This window comes from Mucilaginibacter gilvus (genome assembly GCF_004054195.1).
Classification (GTDB): Bacteria; Bacteroidota; Bacteroidia; order Sphingobacteriales; family Sphingobacteriaceae; genus Mucilaginibacter; species Mucilaginibacter gilvus.
Genome location: NZ_SBIW01000007.1, coordinates 483,369 through 500,012, shown reverse-complemented (window position 1 = coordinate 500,012; position 16,644 = coordinate 483,369). Strand labels below are relative to the sequence as shown.

Here is a 16,644-nt window from a genome sequence, read left to right as displayed (position 1 = left end):
TAATTTAAAAGTAGCGTATCCTCCAGCGTAAACAAAATATTTAGTAATATTTTTTCTTGAGCCAGAACGCAACGTTTACCAGCGCGATTAAAGCAGGGACTTCAACCAAAGGCCCAATCACACCCGCAAACGCTTCCCCGGAATTTATACCGAACACCCCTACCGCGACAGCGATGGCGAGTTCGAAATTATTCCCGGTAGCCGTAAAGGCGATAGCAGTGCTGCGCGTGTAATCGGCGCCAAAATATCTGCCAGCAAAAAAACTCAGCAAAAACATCACAGCGAAATAAATTACTAAGGGTATGGCAATTCGCAACACATCCAGCGGTATTTTCAGGATCAGATCGCCCTTCAGGCTAAACATCACTACTATGGTAAACAATAATGCGGTAAGCGTTACCGGCGAAATAAGCGGAACGTACCTATTTTCGAACCACTCCGCTCCCATCACCTTGATAAGCGTATAGCGGCTTATTATTCCTAAAGCAAAAGGAAGCCCTAAGTAAATGCCAACGCTTTTGGCTATCGCGGCAATGGTAATGTTAACAGCCAGCCCCTTAAGCCCGAAAAGTGGCGGCAGCAACGTAATAAACACATAAGCGTAAACGCTGTAGAGCAGCACCTGAAAAATACTGTTTAAAGCAATGAGCCCGGCTGCATATTCGCGGTTGCCCTCTGCCAGTTGGTTCCAAACTACAACCATGGCAATACAACGGGCAAGACCTATGAGTATTAAACCGACCATATAATCCGGATGATCGCGTAATAGCGTTATGGCCAATACAAACATCAGTACGGGGCCTATTATCCAGTTGAGGAGCAGCGATACGCCAAGCACTTTGGTATTCTTAAACACCTCGCCCATCTTCTCGTACTTCACTCTGGTCAAGGGTGGGTACATCATCAGGATTAAGCCAATAGCCAATGGGATATTGGTTGTACCGCTGGAAAAGGAATTGATAAAGCTGGGGGATGATGGAACAAAATGCCCGATGGATACCCCTATGGCCATAGCGAGGAAGATCCACAGGGTAAGAAAACGATCAAGAAAGCTTAATTTTTTACGTGCGGCTGCGGGAGCACAATTAATTGCAGACATTAGCTTAAATGCTGTTTAACAAAATCTAACGAATAAACTTTTATCATATCCCGCACTCTGCGGAATTCGCCCATGATCTCCTCCTCTGTTCCTGTGGCTTTTGCAGGATCTGGGAAGTTATAATGAAAACGCTCTACCATACCCGGGAAATATGGGCAGGCTTCATTTGCATTATCGCAAACCGTAATCACGTAATCGAAGGGGATGGCAAGATATTCTTCCACGTTATTTGAGGTATGGGCCAATATATTCAAATGGTCTTCTCCCATTGCTTTTACAGCTCTTGGGTTTACGCCATGTGTTTCTATCCCGGCACTATATATGGTGGCTTTATCGCCCGCAAAATGGCGCAGGTAACCCTCGGCAAGCTGGCTGCGGCAGCTATTGCCCGTGCATAGTACTAATACGTTCTTCATTTTTTATTGGATTGATTTTTTCATGGCGATGGCCGATTGGGCACATACGTGACTAAACTCCGACGATGCTTTAACTTCCTCCGGGATATCCATGCGGGCGATATGTTCGTAACCCTTTCTGTTGAAATAATCGGCAGCGGTTTCGGTAAGTAAGTAGATGCCTTCTAAACTGAGGCTAACCGCCGTCTCCTCTATACGAGCCAATAAATCGGATGCAATGCCTTTGCCCCGTTGATCTTTATCTACCGCCACCGAACGCAGCAAGCCATAATCACCATAAAGTTCCAGGCCGGCAACACCGATAACCGTATCATTTTCTATAACAACAATAAAGTTATCTAACTGAGCGGGCAGGTCTTCAACCGGAAGCTTTGCTGCCGATAGCAAATTGATAACTCCCTCTTTATAAAATTTTGCTTCTGAAATAGTCATAATGTCTACGTTTAGCAACATCCGCCACCCGGAGTACAGCAGGCGGCTTCGGCAGCAAGGTTTATTAATTTAACTTTTGGTTTGGCTGGCTGGCAGCATTCCTCGCCTTTATCATCGGTACCGCAGCTGCCTCCCCTGTTGATGGCCTTGCACTGCGTTTTATCGGCAGTTAAGTTAACGACCAGGTTTTCGCCCTCCACGTTTATATCCGAAGGATACATTTGCCGGGCATCAAAAGCAGCGTTTCCAAACTCTATTTTCACCACCGCTTCTTTATCCAATGGCAGTAACTTTTCCACCAGATCTATTATCGATAGAGCTTTCCCTACAACCATGGCCCGTTCCTGTTGTTGCTCCGATGGCTCCCATAACTGAACGATCACCTCTGTCCACTTATCTATTACCCCGCCGCAGTCTACAGATGTAATGGGCGCCTGTTTTATTTCGGTGATGTGGTATGCCGCGCCAACAAATTTGTTCCCGGCATATTTAAACTGCAAATGCAGTGCCGGTTGAAGTTGCAATTGTTCTTTAAATTCACCCCATTTAAGTGTTTCCGTTGTATTCATATTCAATCGTTTTATTGCGATATTACGCTATATTGAGTAAAAAAATATATCAGCAACAGGTTTTAGCACTAACCCCATAAGAAGCAAAAAAGCTCCCCAATTGTGTACCCAACTTATTCCAAACTTCATCATTAATGCAATAGCAAACGCTCACACCTTCAATAGTGCCTTTAATGATGCCTGCGGTTTTCAACTCTTTTAAATGTTGTGAAATAGTTGCCTGTGCCAAGCCCAGTTCCAGCGCCAAATCGCCACAGATACAAGCTTTTGCGGCTATTATCTGCTGTAAAATTGCGATACGCGCAGGGTGCGCAATCGCTTTTAGGGCAATTGCCAACTGGTTTTGCTCTTCGTTGAATATTTCGGTTTTTGTTAAGCCCATTATTATATCGCAATATTACGATTAATATTAAATATCCAGATGTTTTTTATTTTTTTGTTGATATTAGGCCGAAAACTTACCTCCTAAACTATTATTGATCTAACATGAAAATATTCCAGCAGAGCCTCGATTTGAAACCCCGCCGCCGTGGCTTCCATATTATTACTTATGATGTGATTGATGCCATTCCACAACTTAGCGAATTAAAAACCGGGATCTGCCAGGTGTTTATTCAGCATACCTCCGCTTCGCTCAGCATTAATGAAAACGCCGACCCTACCGTGAGGCAGGACTTTGAAATGTATTTTAACAAGGCCGTACCAGAGAGAGACCCCGATTACCGCCACGACGATGAAGGAAGCGACGATATGCCGGCACACATAAAAGCCGCCATGTTGGGCTGCTCTGTAACCATTCCTGTGCGCAACGGCATCCTGGCTCTGGGCACCTGGCAGGGCATTTACCTTTGCGAACACCGCAACCATGGCGGGCAACGCAGGTTAGTTATAACCGCCTGGGGCGAGTAAGAAGAAAGTCGCGAAACACCCTTTCATTGTCGCTGTTGTGCCTTATAAATACAATGATATTGCGGATATTTGAGCATCAATCCACAAGCAATGCAAACCTTAGACATCATTAACGACCAAAAGCAGCTTAACGTAAACGACGCAAACCTTACCGGCTCTAAAATAACAATGGCCTGTATGAACGATTGGGTGATGAACGACATATCGGCAACCAACGTTAAAATCACCAATGCCAACCTCAGCGACCTGGAGATTGAAGGCGCGCAGTTAGGCGGCGCTTACATTCACAATATTGGTATGCCAACAAAAGGGCACCCTTATTACGATGAGAACGCAAAACAGCGCCCCTTAAAATTTGAAGACTGCGACCTGAATGGTAGCACCATAACCAACTGCGACCTAAGCAACGTGGAATTAAGCGATTGCAATACAACGGAAATGAAGATCAACGGTATTTTGGTGGATGACTTGTTGATTGCTTATAACCAATCAAAATAATTAACGCTGCGATTTAATGACATGGCTGTTCGTGGTTTAAAATACCACCTCGTGTTTCCTGATTTTAATAAATACCAACTTACTGGTAGGTGTATTACTCCTTAACGCAACACTGTTGATGGGTATCAACACATTTCCTTCGGGATAGTACGTTGCTGTGTTGCGTTCAGGGATATCATAGGGCACGATGACAAATAACCGGGCTACGCGCTCGATGTTGTCGTAATAGTTAAACAGGTCTACCTTATCGCCCTGCACAAAACCGGCTTTGGCAATATCTTTAGGGTTCATAAATATTACCCGACGTTCGTTATGAATGCCGCGGTAGCGGTCGTCCATGCCGTAAATAGTGGTATTAAACTGGTCGTGACTGCGAATGGTGGTCATCATATATTCATCATCGGCCATGGTCTGGCTTGGGAGTTCTGTGATCGTAAACGGAGCCTTATCTTTAAACTGTTCTGTTTCAAATTTACCCTCGCGCGGCGCATTGGGCAGGTAAAACCCTCCTGGTAGCCGTACCCTCTGGTTGTAATTTTCAAAACCGGGGATCACCTTTCCAATGACATCGCGCACAGCGTCATAGCTATCGGCGTACTTGTCCCAATCAACAACAGAGCGGCTGCCCAAAGTAGCTTTGGCCAGTTCGCATACTATCTGCGTTTCATTCAACAGATCTTCGGATACCGGTTCCAAAATCCCTTTTGACATTTGAACCACGCCCATCGAATTTTCACAGCTGATGAACTGGTCCTGACCATTAATAACATCCTTATCGCTGCGGGCTAAAGTTGGCAATATGATCGCTTCCTCACCGTGTACTAAATGACTGCGGTTGAGTTTGGTAGACACGTGTACTGAAAGTTTTAATTTACGCATAGCCTCCGCCGTAAAGGTGGTATCCGGCGTAGCCGACAGAAAATTTCCACCCATTGCAAAGAACATTTTTAACTTACCCTCCTGCATCGCCTTTATCGATTCTACGACATCGAGACCAGGCTCGCGCGGCGGCTCAAAGCCAAATACTTCTTTCAATTTATCAAGCTGCTTCTTTTTGGGTTTATCAAAGATCATCATGGTACGGTTACCCTGTACATTGCTGTGCCCGCGTACCGGGCATAGTCCGGCACCTGCTTTGCCAATGCTCCCCTTCAGCAAGGTAAGGTTAACAATCTCTTTAACCGTATCTACCCCATTTTTTTGCTGGGTGATCCCCATGGCCCAGCAAATGATTATTCGGCTCTTGTGTCTTAACATTTCGGCGGCCTCAACAACTTTATCAACCGGCACACCTGCGGCGGCGCAAAGGGCAGTTACATCAAAGTTTTTAACGCCCGCTATAAACTCTTCATAGCCAGTAGTGCTTTTCTCAATAAATTCCCGGTCGAAAACCTGGCCGGGCTCCTGTTGCTCAAAATCATATAAAAGTTTTTCAATAGCTTTCAATAGCGCCATATCGCCATTGATCTGGACCTGTAGGTATAGGTCGGCCAGTTGGGTGCTAATACCCATAATGCCTTTTGCTGTCTGCGGGTTTTTAAACGCCATCAAACCGGCCTCGTGCAGTGGGTTTACCGCTATAATTTTGGCTCCTTTTTTCTTGGCCTTCTCCAACGCGGTCAGCATCCTTGGGTGATTAGTGCCGGGATTTTGCCCCATAATGATGATCACATCCGTATCATAAAAATCATTCAAGGTAACGGTGCCCTTCCCAATGCCGATAACCTCAGCTAATGCCACGCTGGTAGATTCGTGGCACATGTTAGAGCAATCGGGCAGATTGTTGGTGCCATACTCGCGGATAAATAGCTGGTATATAAACGAGGCCTCATTACTGGTGCGGCCGGAGGTATAAAATGCCGCTTCATTGGGAGAAGCCAGGCTATTAAGATAATCTGCTATCTTTTTAAAAGCATCGGGCCAGCTGATGGGTTGGTAATGCGTAGCACCTTTCGGCAGGTAAACCGGCTGGGCTATCCTCCCCTTTTTGCCTATCTCCATATCATCGAGTTTGGCAAGGTCTGCTACCGCGTTTTCGACAAAGAACTGCGATGTTAGCTTTTTGGTGGTGGCTTCTTCGGCCAAGGCTTTAGCGCCGTTCTCGCAATATTCAGCAATTGGCGAGCGGTCGTCATCCGGGTCAGGCCAGGCGCAGCTGGAGCAATCGAACCCATCCTTTTGGTTCATCTTAAATAAAGCGCCGGGGCCGCGTAATGCTCCGGTCTCTTCCAATATATCTGCAAATGCGGCGGCAACACCGGGTATGCCCGCTGCCCAGGTTTCGGGTTTAGTAACCTTCAATTGGTGAAGTTTTTCTGGGTTCTCTGCTGCCGGTTGTTCTTTTATATCCTTGCTCATGACCTATTCTGCGCTAAAGGGTTTGGATAATTATCGCTTTGATCTTCGTCCACGTTATCTAAACAGGTAAAATCTTTTTCTATTAACAGATGAAGTCCCCCATCTTTGCCGGCAAAGCCTACTTGGTCAGTACTTATCCATTCGTCCGCCATATTTTCTGGCATTAGTAAGGTGATCATATTGTTTTTGAAGGATGCTGATAGTTGTTCTTCCGCTGCGCGTTGCAAGGTGTAAATCAGGGCGTTTTCACCTATTTCCACAATTCCCTTTACTACACCTTCTTTCTCAAAAAGTGCAACCTCACTCCGGGTGAGCCGGTATCTTACCGATCCACTTTTAATACGAATTTTCATGTTCTCTATTTGTTATTGCTAAAATGCGACGGGGCACGGTATAGATATTAAAGCGTTGCCCGCGCAGAAAACCGGCAAGCGTTATATTAAATTCTTTGGCCAACTGCACAGCGAGGCTTGATGGCGCGCCAACCGCCGCAATGATATGAATGCCGGCCATGGCCGCCTTTTGCACCAATTCAAAACTGGCGCGACCACTTAGTAGTAAAATACAATTATTTAAGGGCAGCAAGTTTTGAAGTAGTGTAGCGCCTATCAGCTTATCCAAAGCATTATGCCTGCCCACATCCTCCCTAACTAATAGTAATTCGCCATCAAGATTGAATAATGCGGATGCATGAAGCCCCCCCGTATCGGCAAATACTTTTTGCTGCTGATGGAGCTTAGCGGGTAAGGACGTTAACACATCAGCAATTATAGCGTCTGTTTCCAAGTCGTACGCGGCGTAGTTACTAATGGTACGAATGGCATTAATAGAACCCTTGCCGCAAACCCCGCAGCTTGATGTGGTATAAAAATTACGTTCGGTATTTTGCAGGTTCGGAACAACATTTTCGGCAAGACTCACCTGGATCACATTCTCGCGGTTTTCGGCGCAGGCGATAAAGCAATGTTCGGCATTTTTAATGTCGGATACGTTTTTGATAACCCCTTCCGTAAATAAAAATCCGCAGGCAAGTTCTGCATCGTTGCCCGGCGTGCGCATGGTTACAGAAATGTTCTGCACTTTGCGCGCAACTCCCGGGCCGTGCGCTAAGCGGATCTCCAAAGGTTCTTCAATAGCTATAGCGTCGGTATGCTCCTCGCTTTCGCCCTTGGTTATAGTGGTTACGGGTATTTTTAAAATAGCATTGACAGCCATAATCAAATATACAATTTAGCGGATGGGTTTGTTCTGTTATTTGAAACAACCAATGGGCGTATTTCTTCTTATAAACAAGATTGTTGCATATTTGCATCCTGTTATGATGAATATCAAAATACTCGCTTTCGGCATAGCCAAGGATATTTTTGGGGGAAGTACCATTAGTATCGAGCTGGATGAAAATGCTACGACCAAGCAGCTGAAAACGCAATTAGAAACCGCTTACCCCCGTTTAAAACAGTTAGCCAGCTACATGGTGGCTGTTAATAACGAATATGCCGATGATGCAGGCTTAATTACAGAGCATGATGAAATAGCCGTTATACCACCGGTAAGTGGAGGATAAAATGAACACACAAATAGAGATACATACCGAGCCGTTAAATGTTCAATCCTGCATAGATTGGATCATGTCGCCGCATTCAGGCGGGATAGATGTTTTTATTGGGACGGTGCGGGATATGACCAAGGGTAAAACCGTAGTCTGCCTTGAGTTTGAAGCCTATAATCAAATGGCTATCAAAGAGATGGAAAAGATAGCTCAACAAGCTTTTGATAACTGGCCGGTTCAAAAGATCCTGATCCATCACCGTACGGGCGTGTTAGCTGTAGGCGAAATACCGGTTATTATCGCAGTATCGGCAGCCCACCGCGCAGCTGCATTTGAGGCTTGCCGTTATATTATAGATACCCTGAAAGAAACAGTGCCTATCTGGAAAAAAGAGGTATTTGAGGATGGCGAGGTATGGGTAGCGGCGCATCCGTAATCTCAGAACCGGGATTAAGCGGATTTTTACGATTAGTGGGATTTCGATGCAGGTAGGACATTAACTAATTCCCAATACCGTCTTTTAAAGATAATGCCCTTAGCTCAGGGTTTAATTTATTCACCAGCTTAACAGCTTCTCCGCTTCGCTTGCCTGTCGCGCAATAAAAAACTATAGTCTTATCGGGCCGTAGCAGATTCAGATTCTCTTCCAGTTCATCCAGGGGAATATGTTCGCCGCCAATGTCGTACAGGTCGCGCTCTTGCAGCGTACGGACATCGATCAGTTGGATAGTTTTATCATTGAGTCCTTTTTGCAGATCGCTTTGGTTGATAACCGATATTTCTATGGTTGGCTGAAGGGTAGTGATGTTCGTTTTTGTGATGCTTCCGATCTTGATGATCCGGCTCTGCATGTTGTGGGCATCAAACATCAATACCTTCCCTGCCAGTAATTCTCCTGTTTGGGTGATGTATTTGATCACCTCATTCGCCTGCATGCTTCCAATAATGCCCGCCAATGTAGGAATAACGCCCCCTACCGAGCAATTGGGGATCTGTGATGCATCTACCTTTGGATAAAGGTCGCGGTAGTTGGGTGTACGGGTACTGTCTTCATTTGGTATATTCCACACCGCAACCTGCCCCTCATACTGGTAAATAGCGCCGTAAACAACCGGTTTGCCCAGTAGTACACACGCATCATTGATGAGATAGCGCGTCTCAAAATTATCCGTCCCGTCCACTATAATATCATAATCATCAATTACTTGCAGCACGTTTTCTGATGTAATCTTATCTACATGTGGTACAAGTTCGATCTCCGGATTTTGTCGTAATAACCGCTCGCAGGCAATAAGCGCCTTTTGCTTACCCGCATCATCCGGGTCGTACAGGATCTGGCGGTGCAGGTTACTAACGGATACGGTATCATAATCGGCGATACCTAAAGTACCCACCCCGCTGGATGCCAAATATTGCGCGGCCGGGCAGCCCAAGCCCCCGGCACCAATAATAAGTACCCTGGCATCGCTCAACCTTTGTTGTGCCGCCTCGTTAAAACCCGGCAATGCTATCTGGCAACTATATCGTTGCAGGTCAGGATGCATCGGTTTGGGCGGTTTTATTATGAATAATGCGCTTTACCCTGTCCATCTCTTCGGGAGTATTTACGTTCGACAATGCCTCCGCATCGGGCACCTGTAAAAGGTTAATATCCGAATTGATAAGCACCTTGCGCGGGCAGGAATACCCCTGCGCTAAAAATTGAAGCAAAGCCGGATAAGATTTTGGTTCCCAAATGGTTATTAACGGCTCGGGGAAATTGGTCACCTCGCTGTGGTAAGCTGTGCCGATATGTTTTACACTGCGATTATTGGTAAGATGCTGTAAGATTCCCTCATCAACTAATGGCATATCACAGGCAATTACCAGCCATGCTGCTTCGGGATTTTGGCGAAAGGCGGAAAGTATGGCCCCATACGGACCTAAGCCAGTGAAGGTATCTGTAAGCGTTACGTATTCTGCATCTATCTCCTGTTTCTGATCTTCGTCCCGGCAGGAAATAAACACTTCGCTGCAAAAATCGTGTAGCAGATCAGCCATATAGTAGCGTTGCTCTTTGCCGTACCAATTTAACGCGCCTTTATCTACTCCCATGCGGGCGCTTTTGCCCCCCGCCAGTACCAGGCCATTTAATACCGGTTTGGCACTCTGTAATCTCGACTGAAAAAAGTTAATGATCTGGGCGGTACCGTCGTTTAATTTATAGGTTGGCAATTCCCGCCAGTTGGGCACAGCATCCTTTACAAAATCGAAAACCTCATCGGCATTATCGGCCAGCAATATCATGGTCACATTGGAAAGTTGTCCCACTCTTTTCTGCAATGAAGCTCTTTTATTGATATCGATAATCAAAACCTGCTCCTTGGCTTGCTGGTGATTACCGTTCACCAAAACCAGGTCCATCTCCGCGAATAGCTGGCGCTGCTTGAACGCGATTAAGGGCACTTTATAATTCAACTGGCAAAAATTAAGCTGATCGGTATATTCTAATGCTGCACCACTTGTTAACCTTCCAGGGAGTTGGATCAAATCATCGTTATGCGAGGTATCGGCATAAGCGCATTGGTATTTCGTCGATAAGGCCGAGATGATACGATCTGCCAAAACTTTAACAACCGTGCATGGCCCACCTAAAATGGCCCATTCGTTCCGGCCGAAATTTCCGTTGGCGGGGCGGGCGATGACTGTATGTTTTTTATGCTCTTTTAAAGTCACGCTTCCCTCCTGTTTTTGAGATGAGTTTAGTTTCTTTGATCACAATATCGTGGCTCATTGCCTTGCACATATCATACACCGTTAAAGCCGCTATAGATGCACCAACAAGCGCCTCCATCTCGATACCTGTTTTGGCGGTGATACTGGCTATGCACTCAATTACAACTTCATTATCTGTGTTTAACTTAATGTAAACCTGGCAATTATCCATTCCGATGGGATGACATAGCGGGATTAAATCCCCCGTTTTTTTTGCCGCCATAATACCCGCTATAATGGCCGTTTGGAACACCGCGCCTTTTTTTGTTTGCAGCTCACCGTCTGTTAAATGCTGCAAAACTTCGCCGGGCAGCACCACAATACTCTGCGCTGTCGCTGTACGATAGGTAGGCTGCTTTGCCGATACATCTACCATAGTAGGGTTATCCTGCTTATCTAAATGACTTAGTTTTGATTCCACAGATTAATGATTGATTACACCGATTATATTATTTGGATTACACCGATTTTTTGATTTCGCTGATTATCGCTAAAATGTCCAAACTTTGTACACGTCGCCTCTTTTAAAGTCATTCGTTTCCATTGGTAGTTCCATAAAAGCATCGGTATCTGCTAAGTTAGCAAAATCGCCCGAGCCGTTGCCTTCTATGGGGGTTGCCATCAACTGGCCCTGATTGGTAAAATTCAGTTTTACCTGCAGAAAATATTGCAGTTGGGGCTGAAAATCAAAATAGCGGTCTAAAACAGCATAAACAGGCGCTTTACTTGGCAAACCAAGTGTTGCATCCAGCCATAATAAAAAGTACCTGTGCAGGCACATAAATGTAGCTACAGGATTACCCGGAAACGCGAATACCAAGGCACCATTATCGTGTCTGCCAAACCAAAAAGGCTTGCCGGGCCGTTGTGCCACCTTATGGAACAGTTTATTTACCTGCAATTCTTCCAAAGCCTTTGGGATATAATCAAACTTACCCATGCTGATACCGCCGCTTAGCAATATCACGTCGTAATTTTGCAGGCAAGTAGCTATCTGCTCCCGCGTTATCTCCGGGTTATCAGGAATGTGCAAAATCTCGGCATGCAGGCCGTGGTTGGTTAACGCCGCTTTGATGGTATAGTTATTGGAGCGCCTTATCTGGTAGGTTGTTGGCGTATCGTTTACATCAACCAATTCATCCCCGGAAGAAATAACAACTACCCTGGGCGGTTTCCTAACCAGCAACTCGCTTTTGCCAACTGATGCCGCAAGACTTATAATAGCCGGAGTTACCTTTTGGCTCGCGGTAGCTACAACATTCCCCGCTTGTTTGTCTTTCCCTTTAAAATGGATGTTCTGGCCTTTTTTTATAGTATGGATAGTTAGGGCTGCAAGGCTGTTGCGGATCTCCAAATCTTCGTAACGGATAACCGTATCAAGTGAAGGATGCAGGGCCGCACCAGTCATGATCTCGATGCAAAGGTCATTATCCTCAATACCCACCGGCTCATCGCCTGCGGCTTGCGTAGCCTTGATATGAAACGTATTGATACCCTCTTCTATCGCTTTAAAGGATATGGCAATTCCATCCATCGTTACACGGTTGAATGGCGGCAGGTCGCGGTCGGCGAGTAGATCCTCCGCCAATACCTGGCCAAGGGCCTGTTCAAAAGGCACGGCTTCCGTGCCGTAGTCTGTTAGCTGGGCAAGTACTATTTTTTCGGCTTGTTCTACCGTTGTCATATCCTCAGGTATTTTAGCCACCAATGGTAGCCATCGATTCATGAAAGTTCGGGTTTTCCTTGCGCTTGCGTTCGGCCGCCCAACCGTCTTTTTCCCGGCTGTTAAAGGCAACCCGCAGAGAATCTACAATAGATGTGTTACTTTTCCCGTCGCGCATCAGGTCTTTTATGTTCAATACGCCATCGTCATATAAACAATTCTTCAGCGTTCCCTGCGGCGTAATGCGGATCCGGTTGCAAGTACCGCAAAATGTGCGGGAGTAAGCCGCAATGATGCCTATGCTGCCCGAGTGTCCGGGAATTTGATAATTATAAGCCGTAGAATATAACGGGTCTGGTATTTTTTGAATGTCAGGATAAACGTTCCTGATCTCATCGAAGATGCGGACGTAATCCCAAAGTGCGCCGCTGTAGCTGTGCCCATCGCCATTAAAGGGCATTTCTTCTATAAAGCGTACGCTTACAGGTAATGCCTTGGTTAGTTCCACCAGGGGGATGATATCCTGCGTATTCTTACCGGCCATCACAACCGTGTTTATTTTCACCTCTATGTCGTGTTTCAGCAATTCGTGCATCGTATCCATCACGTTTGCAAACTCATCGCGACGGGTGATAGCAAAAAAGCGACCGGCATCCAGGGTGTCCAAACTCAGGTTTACAGAACGCACACCAATTGCCTTTAGTTCCGAAACATGCGGTGCGGTTAAAACACCATTGGTGGTCAAGCTTAACTCTTTTAAACCATCGAGTTTGGATATCGCGGTTAGCAGCTGCATAATATCCTTCCGTACAAAAGGTTCGCCACCTGTTATGCGGATCTTATCGATGCCCATTTTAACCAGCAGTTCGCAAACACGCAGCATCTCCTCGTAAGTCATGAGTTCGGCGCGACTTAGCCAGTTGAGGCCCTCTTCCGGCATACAATAAAAGCAGCGCAGGTTACACTTATCGGTTACCGCCAGGCGCAGGTAAGTAATTCTTCTGCCGTGATTATCTAATAACAAACGCGTATGTGTTAAAATTCAACAATAGTACCGGGCAACAGTTTGGGAGGCATATACAAAGATAACGATTGAATTGTTGATAGCATGTAGAATTATTAGGCGATTGTGCTCACAAAAAAAGCGAATTTTACGGATTTAGATTTGCAGTTCGCTCTTCTAAAACTCGTAAAATCCGCTTTGATTATTGAAAATCGTGGCCGTTTACTTCGAGAACTTGTAAATAGTTACCGTTTTGTATACCGCACCGGGTTTTAACATGGTAGACGGGAAGCTCGGCTGATTCGGAGAATCCGGGTAATGTTGGGTTTCCATTGCGAACGCGGTGCGATGCTCATCTTTTGCACCGCCCTTTAGCGTGTTGCTACCATTCATGAAGTTCCCGGTATAAAATTGCAACCCAGGCTCTTCTGTAAACACTTCCAGTTTAATGCCGCTTTTATCACCAACAGCGTTAGCTATCGGGGTGCTTATATCGTGTTTCTTCAGTACAAAGTTATGATCGTACCCCTTACCGAATTTTAATTGCTCGTTAGCTGTTTCAATCCGGGCGCCAATGGCGGTAGCAGTTGTAAAATCAAATGGCGTGCCTTTTACCGGCTCAATTTTTCCGGTTGGGATAAGTATGCTATCAACGGGGGTGTAACCATCGGCATCAATTTGTACCACATGATTAAGCGCGGTGCCACTACCCTGCCCGTTAAGGTTAAAGTACGAGTGGTTGGTTAGGTTTACCACCGTTTTTTTGTCGGTAGAAGCTTCGTAGGTAATTTTTACAGCGTTATCATCAGTTAACGTGTAAACCACTTTAACCTTTAAATTACCAGGGAAACCCTCTTCCATATCTTTAGACAGGTAAGTAAGTTCAATAGAGCTGCTATCAATTTGTTTGGCATCCCAAACCATGCTATCGAAGCCTTTTTTACCGCCGTGCAATGTATTTGGGCCATTGTTGGCGAACAATTTATACTCCTTGCCATCCAATATAAATTTGGCTTTTGCCAAACGGTTGCCGTAGCGGCCAATAGTTGCGCCGTAATAAGCGCCGCCTGCTTTTTGGAACCCGGCTATATCATCAAAGCCTAAAATAACATCGGTTAGTTTGCCATTTTTATCGGGTACCAGCAGGCTTACCAAATGCGCGCCATAGTTGGTTATGGCAGCTTCGGCACCGCTTTTATTCTTCAAAACGTAAAGCTCAGTTTTTTTGCCGTCGATGGTTTGTTCAAAGCCTGTTGCGGCAGGTAAAGCCGTTGTTTTGGTAGATGTGCTGTCTCTCATGATAGTACTTTTTGGGGCAGATTGATTACAGGCCGCAAAAAAAATGCTGCCGGCAATTGTCAGTGCCAAAGTTGGTTTTTTTAAGGTGTTTTGCATAATGATTTATGGTAATTGGATGTATTATTTACGTTGCGATGGTATTGCCAATTGCGTATTCTCCTTTACGGGTGTGCCGAAATTTGGCGTTCCGTTTTTGTTCCAGCTAAATTTTTGCATCCTCGGCGAGCGGTAGCCGCCGCAGCCTTGCCCGGGTTTTGAATTGGCATGATAAATTATCCAATCCTCGGTACCATCTGGGGATTTAAAAAAAGCATTGTGCCCGGGAGCATAAACACTATTCGCCTCAGATTTTTTGAACACCGGTTCAGCCGATTTTGTCCACGATGCTGGGTCCAGCAGGTTGCTATTGGCCGATGCGGTTAGCATACCCAGAGCGTAAAAATCTGTCCAGCAGCCACTGGCCGAATAGATGAGGAATAATTTATTGCCATGCTTTAATATCTCGGGGCCCTCGTTCACATTAACATGTGGTGGGTTCACGGCATCATGCAGGTCGCCGTTCTTTTCCCAATCGTAATGCGGACTGGAGATCTTTACCCGCGAACCGTCAATGGTATAAGGATTTTTCATCTTAGCTATGTAAAGATCCTGCTGCCCGTTCTCATCGCCTTCCCAACCGGCCCATATCATGTAAAGCTGCCCTTTATGTGTAAATACCGAGCCATCTATCGCCCATTTATCGGTAGCATCGGCAACTTTACCTTTAAACTCCCAGGTGCCGGTTAAAGGATCGGCGGCAGTATTTTCCAGCACATACAGGCGGTGGCTATTGTTACTGCCATCATCTGCTGCAAAATAGATGTACCATTTATTGTTGAGGTAATGTAGTTCGGGCGCCCAAAGCTCTTTGGAATATTGTGTATTAGCTGGTGGTATCCAAACCGTTTTCTTTTCTGCCGATGCGAGGTTGGCCAGATTTTTTGTCTTCCAAATATTAAGTTTGTTCTGAAGGGAATTGGTGTAATAATAATAACCGTTGTGGTAGATTACCCATGGGTCCGCACCTGATGGCAATAAGGGATTTGTGAAGGCTTTTTTTGACGGAGCTTGGGCATAGATGATATTCGCTACGCCTATTGTTATTATCAATGCTAAAATAAACCTTATTAACTTCATCGTCGTTCTATCTTATTACAGCCGAATCGCAAATATATGTTGGTACAATGCCGGTTGAGGTCATCCTGTTTTGGGCATCGGCGGCCAATGTATTGCCGGATAATACCAAAACGGTATCCAACCCGAATTTGTTGCCACCTAAGATATCTGTTTGCAGGGTATCCCCTACCATCACTATCTCTTTTTTGCTGATGGGGCGATACTCGCGGATGAGGTCGTAAGCAAACATAAACATCTGCGAATCGGGCTTACCAAAACGGATAAATTTTTTCCCAACGATAGTCTCAATCATCGCAGCAATGCCGCCGACAGCAATGGCTATTTCGTTTACATTAACGGGGTATGCAAAATCCGTATTCGCCACAATCGCCGGGATGGTGCGGCGGCGCAGCAGGTTTACAGTTTTGTTAAGATCGTTGCACCAATCGAAGCCTTCATCATCCAAAAAAACAAGCGCGTTAACTTTATCAAAGTTTTCCGCCGTAATTGCGCTGACCGGCAGGGTATGCAGTCCTTCGCTTTCGATATAATGTGCGGAATCTTCCGTCCCCAGGTAGGCCACAATACCGTCGTCTACTTTTAGATCCAGAAATTCCTTAGTAAGCATACCGGATGAGATCACCCGCTCAGGAGTTATTATATTAAGTCCCTTTTTATGATAGGATTCGGCTAACTGCATTGGGCTACGCGATGCATCGTTGGTTACAATGTAATATTCCTTGCCTAATTCTTCCAGGTATTCAAACGTTCGCTCTATGCCGGGCACCAGCCCACCGTAATTTTTTAAAACGCCGAACGCATCAAAAAACACCACCTCGTAATTATCAATTATCTCACGGAAATCGTCAATGCGTTTCATTTCTTTTTCGTTGTGCTGGTTAGAATAAGTTGTAAAGGTTAGAATATGTTATAAAGGTTT

The 16,644-nt window shown here is 45.5% G+C and carries 20 protein-coding genes; 4 read left to right on the top strand and 16 right to left on the bottom strand.

From position 1 onward, the window contains the following. Nucleotides 1-40: 40 nt before the first annotated feature. The 5 genes from arsB to EPL05_RS16520 are packed head-to-tail and all read right to left on the bottom strand — an operon-like array spanning nucleotide 41 to nucleotide 2,898. Nucleotides 41-1,099 carry an ACR3 family arsenite efflux transporter gene (gene arsB, locus EPL05_RS16540; RefSeq protein ID WP_128535079.1) on the bottom strand — a complete coding sequence of 353 codons (1,059 nt, stop codon included), beginning with the start codon at nucleotides 1,097-1,099 and terminating at the stop codon, nucleotides 41-43. Next, complete coding sequence (locus EPL05_RS16535) at nucleotides 1,099-1,515, bottom strand: arsenate reductase ArsC (RefSeq protein ID WP_128535078.1); 417 nt, start codon at nucleotides 1,513-1,515, stop codon at nucleotides 1,099-1,101. The genes arsB and EPL05_RS16535 overlap by 1 nt, the downstream gene beginning before the upstream one ends. Nucleotides 1,516-1,518: 3 nt before the next feature. Further along, on the bottom strand, nucleotides 1,519-1,947 hold the full coding sequence (gene arsN2 / locus EPL05_RS16530; protein ID WP_166727729.1) for an arsenic resistance N-acetyltransferase ArsN2: 429 nt from the start codon (nucleotides 1,945-1,947) through the stop codon (nucleotides 1,519-1,521). A gap of 11 nt (nucleotides 1,948-1,958) precedes the next feature. After that, nucleotides 1,959-2,516, bottom strand: a complete 558-nt coding sequence (locus EPL05_RS16525; protein ID WP_128535076.1) for a DUF6428 family protein — start codon at nucleotides 2,514-2,516, stop codon at nucleotides 1,959-1,961. 49 nt (nucleotides 2,517-2,565) lie between these two features. Further along, nucleotides 2,566-2,898, bottom strand: a complete 333-nt coding sequence (locus EPL05_RS16520) for an ArsR/SmtB family transcription factor (RefSeq protein ID WP_128535075.1) — start codon at nucleotides 2,896-2,898, stop codon at nucleotides 2,566-2,568. 104 nt (nucleotides 2,899-3,002) lie between these two features. Here EPL05_RS16520 and EPL05_RS16515 point away from each other — a divergent pair, with 104 nt between their 5' ends. Together EPL05_RS16515 and EPL05_RS16510 are read left to right on the top strand one after the other, a co-directional pair. After that, the gene (locus tag EPL05_RS16515; protein WP_128535074.1) at nucleotides 3,003-3,425 is read left to right on the top strand and encodes a secondary thiamine-phosphate synthase enzyme YjbQ; all 423 of its coding nucleotides are present in this window, start codon (nucleotides 3,003-3,005) and stop codon (nucleotides 3,423-3,425) included. A 90-nt stretch (nucleotides 3,426-3,515) separates the two neighbouring features. Continuing rightward, the gene (locus EPL05_RS16510) at nucleotides 3,516-3,923 is read left to right on the top strand and encodes a pentapeptide repeat-containing protein (protein ID WP_128535073.1); all 408 of its coding nucleotides are present in this window, start codon (nucleotides 3,516-3,518) and stop codon (nucleotides 3,921-3,923) included. 36 nt (nucleotides 3,924-3,959) lie between these two features. On the opposite strand, the gene EPL05_RS16505 is transcribed toward EPL05_RS16510, so the two are convergent. From EPL05_RS16505 to fdhD, 3 genes are read right to left on the bottom strand one after another with little or no spacing between them, the layout of a single operon-like run. Further along, nucleotides 3,960-6,281, bottom strand: a complete 2,322-nt coding sequence (locus EPL05_RS16505) for an FdhF/YdeP family oxidoreductase (protein WP_128535072.1) — start codon at nucleotides 6,279-6,281, stop codon at nucleotides 3,960-3,962. Continuing rightward, the gene (locus tag EPL05_RS16500; protein ID WP_128535071.1) at nucleotides 6,278-6,634 is read right to left on the bottom strand and encodes a DUF7009 family protein; all 357 of its coding nucleotides are present in this window, start codon (nucleotides 6,632-6,634) and stop codon (nucleotides 6,278-6,280) included. The genes EPL05_RS16505 and EPL05_RS16500 overlap by 4 nt, the downstream gene beginning before the upstream one ends. Continuing rightward, nucleotides 6,618-7,496 carry a formate dehydrogenase accessory sulfurtransferase FdhD gene (gene fdhD / locus EPL05_RS16495; protein ID WP_128535070.1) on the bottom strand — a complete coding sequence of 293 codons (879 nt, stop codon included), beginning with the start codon at nucleotides 7,494-7,496 and terminating at the stop codon, nucleotides 6,618-6,620. Before fdhD ends, EPL05_RS16500 begins: the two co-directional genes overlap by 17 nt. Before the next feature lie 103 nt (nucleotides 7,497-7,599). Between fdhD and EPL05_RS16490 the strand changes: the two genes are divergently transcribed. Beyond that, a complete protein-coding gene (locus tag EPL05_RS16490; protein WP_243837313.1) occupies nucleotides 7,600-7,845 on the top strand; it encodes a MoaD/ThiS family protein in 246 nt (81 codons plus the stop codon). Between the two features lies 1 nt (nucleotide 7,846). Beyond that, a complete protein-coding gene (locus EPL05_RS16485) occupies nucleotides 7,847-8,266 on the top strand; it encodes a molybdenum cofactor biosynthesis protein MoaE (protein WP_128535069.1) in 420 nt (139 codons plus the stop codon). 64 nt (nucleotides 8,267-8,330) lie between these two features. Here EPL05_RS16485 and EPL05_RS16480 read toward each other — a convergent pair whose 3' ends face one another. The 8 genes from EPL05_RS16480 to EPL05_RS16445 form a co-directional block, all read right to left on the bottom strand. Then, nucleotides 8,331-9,374: a HesA/MoeB/ThiF family protein gene (locus EPL05_RS16480; protein ID WP_128535068.1), complete on the bottom strand. Its 1,044-nt coding sequence runs from the start codon at nucleotides 9,372-9,374 to the stop codon at nucleotides 8,331-8,333. Then, entirely contained in the window at nucleotides 9,364-10,545 is a 1,182-nt protein-coding gene (locus EPL05_RS24225) for an NTP transferase domain-containing protein (protein ID WP_208394770.1), read from the bottom strand. The genes EPL05_RS16480 and EPL05_RS24225 overlap by 11 nt, the downstream gene beginning before the upstream one ends. After that, nucleotides 10,526-11,005 (bottom strand): cyclic pyranopterin monophosphate synthase MoaC, encoded by a 480-nt coding sequence (gene moaC / locus EPL05_RS16470; protein WP_243837312.1) that lies wholly within the window; start codon nucleotides 11,003-11,005, stop codon nucleotides 10,526-10,528. Before moaC ends, EPL05_RS24225 begins: the two co-directional genes overlap by 20 nt. A 69-nt stretch (nucleotides 11,006-11,074) precedes the next feature. Next, nucleotides 11,075-12,310, bottom strand: a complete 1,236-nt coding sequence (locus EPL05_RS16465; RefSeq protein WP_128535067.1) for a molybdopterin molybdotransferase MoeA — start codon at nucleotides 12,308-12,310, stop codon at nucleotides 11,075-11,077. Beyond that, complete coding sequence (moaA, locus tag EPL05_RS16460) at nucleotides 12,282-13,271, bottom strand: GTP 3',8-cyclase MoaA (RefSeq protein WP_128535066.1); 990 nt, start codon at nucleotides 13,269-13,271, stop codon at nucleotides 12,282-12,284. The genes EPL05_RS16465 and moaA overlap by 29 nt, the downstream gene beginning before the upstream one ends. A 201-nt stretch (nucleotides 13,272-13,472) precedes the next feature. Beyond that, nucleotides 13,473-14,549, bottom strand: coding sequence for an aldose epimerase family protein (locus tag EPL05_RS16455; RefSeq protein ID WP_208394769.1), 1,077 nt, complete (start codon nucleotides 14,547-14,549; stop codon nucleotides 13,473-13,475). A 120-nt stretch (nucleotides 14,550-14,669) separates the two neighbouring features. Beyond that, entirely contained in the window at nucleotides 14,670-15,725 is a 1,056-nt protein-coding gene (locus EPL05_RS16450) for a glycoside hydrolase family 43 protein (RefSeq protein WP_128535064.1), read from the bottom strand. 7 nt (nucleotides 15,726-15,732) lie between these two features. Beyond that, nucleotides 15,733-16,584 (bottom strand): HAD-IIA family hydrolase, encoded by an 852-nt coding sequence (locus EPL05_RS16445; RefSeq protein ID WP_128535063.1) that lies wholly within the window; start codon nucleotides 16,582-16,584, stop codon nucleotides 15,733-15,735. Nucleotides 16,585-16,644: the final 60 nt, after the last annotated feature.

Coding starts and splice junctions, on each gene's coding strand:
- EPL05_RS16535 (WP_128535078.1), bottom strand. CDS start 1,515: ATGAAGAACGTATTAGTACTATGCACGGGCAATAGCTGCCGCAGCCAG.
- EPL05_RS16480 (WP_128535068.1), bottom strand. CDS start 9,374: ATGCATCCTGACCTGCAACGATATAGTTGCCAGATAGCATTGCCGGGT.
- EPL05_RS16510 (WP_128535073.1), top strand. CDS start 3,516: ATGCAAACCTTAGACATCATTAACGACCAAAAGCAGCTTAACGTAAAC.
- EPL05_RS16465 (WP_128535067.1), bottom strand. CDS start 12,310: ATGAATCGATGGCTACCATTGGTGGCTAAAATACCTGAGGATATGACA.
- EPL05_RS16525 (WP_128535076.1), bottom strand. CDS start 2,516: ATGAATACAACGGAAACACTTAAATGGGGTGAATTTAAAGAACAATTG.
- EPL05_RS16445 (WP_128535063.1), bottom strand. CDS start 16,584: ATGAAACGCATTGACGATTTCCGTGAGATAATTGATAATTACGAGGTG.
- EPL05_RS16520 (WP_128535075.1), bottom strand. CDS start 2,898: ATGGGCTTAACAAAAACCGAAATATTCAACGAAGAGCAAAACCAGTTG.
- EPL05_RS16450 (WP_128535064.1), bottom strand. CDS start 15,725: ATGAAGTTAATAAGGTTTATTTTAGCATTGATAATAACAATAGGCGTA.
- EPL05_RS16455 (WP_208394769.1), bottom strand. CDS start 14,549: ATGAGAGACAGCACATCTACCAAAACAACGGCTTTACCTGCCGCAACA.
- arsB (WP_128535079.1), bottom strand. CDS start 1,099: ATGTCTGCAATTAATTGTGCTCCCGCAGCCGCACGTAAAAAATTAAGC.
- EPL05_RS16490 (WP_243837313.1), top strand. CDS start 7,600: ATGATGAATATCAAAATACTCGCTTTCGGCATAGCCAAGGATATTTTT.
- EPL05_RS16485 (WP_128535069.1), top strand. CDS start 7,847: ATGAACACACAAATAGAGATACATACCGAGCCGTTAAATGTTCAATCC.
- fdhD (WP_128535070.1), bottom strand. CDS start 7,496: ATGGCTGTCAATGCTATTTTAAAAATACCCGTAACCACTATAACCAAG.
- EPL05_RS16515 (WP_128535074.1), top strand. CDS start 3,003: ATGAAAATATTCCAGCAGAGCCTCGATTTGAAACCCCGCCGCCGTGGC.
- EPL05_RS16500 (WP_128535071.1), bottom strand. CDS start 6,634: ATGAAAATTCGTATTAAAAGTGGATCGGTAAGATACCGGCTCACCCGG.
- arsN2 (WP_166727729.1), bottom strand. CDS start 1,947: ATGACTATTTCAGAAGCAAAATTTTATAAAGAGGGAGTTATCAATTTG.
- EPL05_RS16505 (WP_128535072.1), bottom strand. CDS start 6,281: ATGAGCAAGGATATAAAAGAACAACCGGCAGCAGAGAACCCAGAAAAA.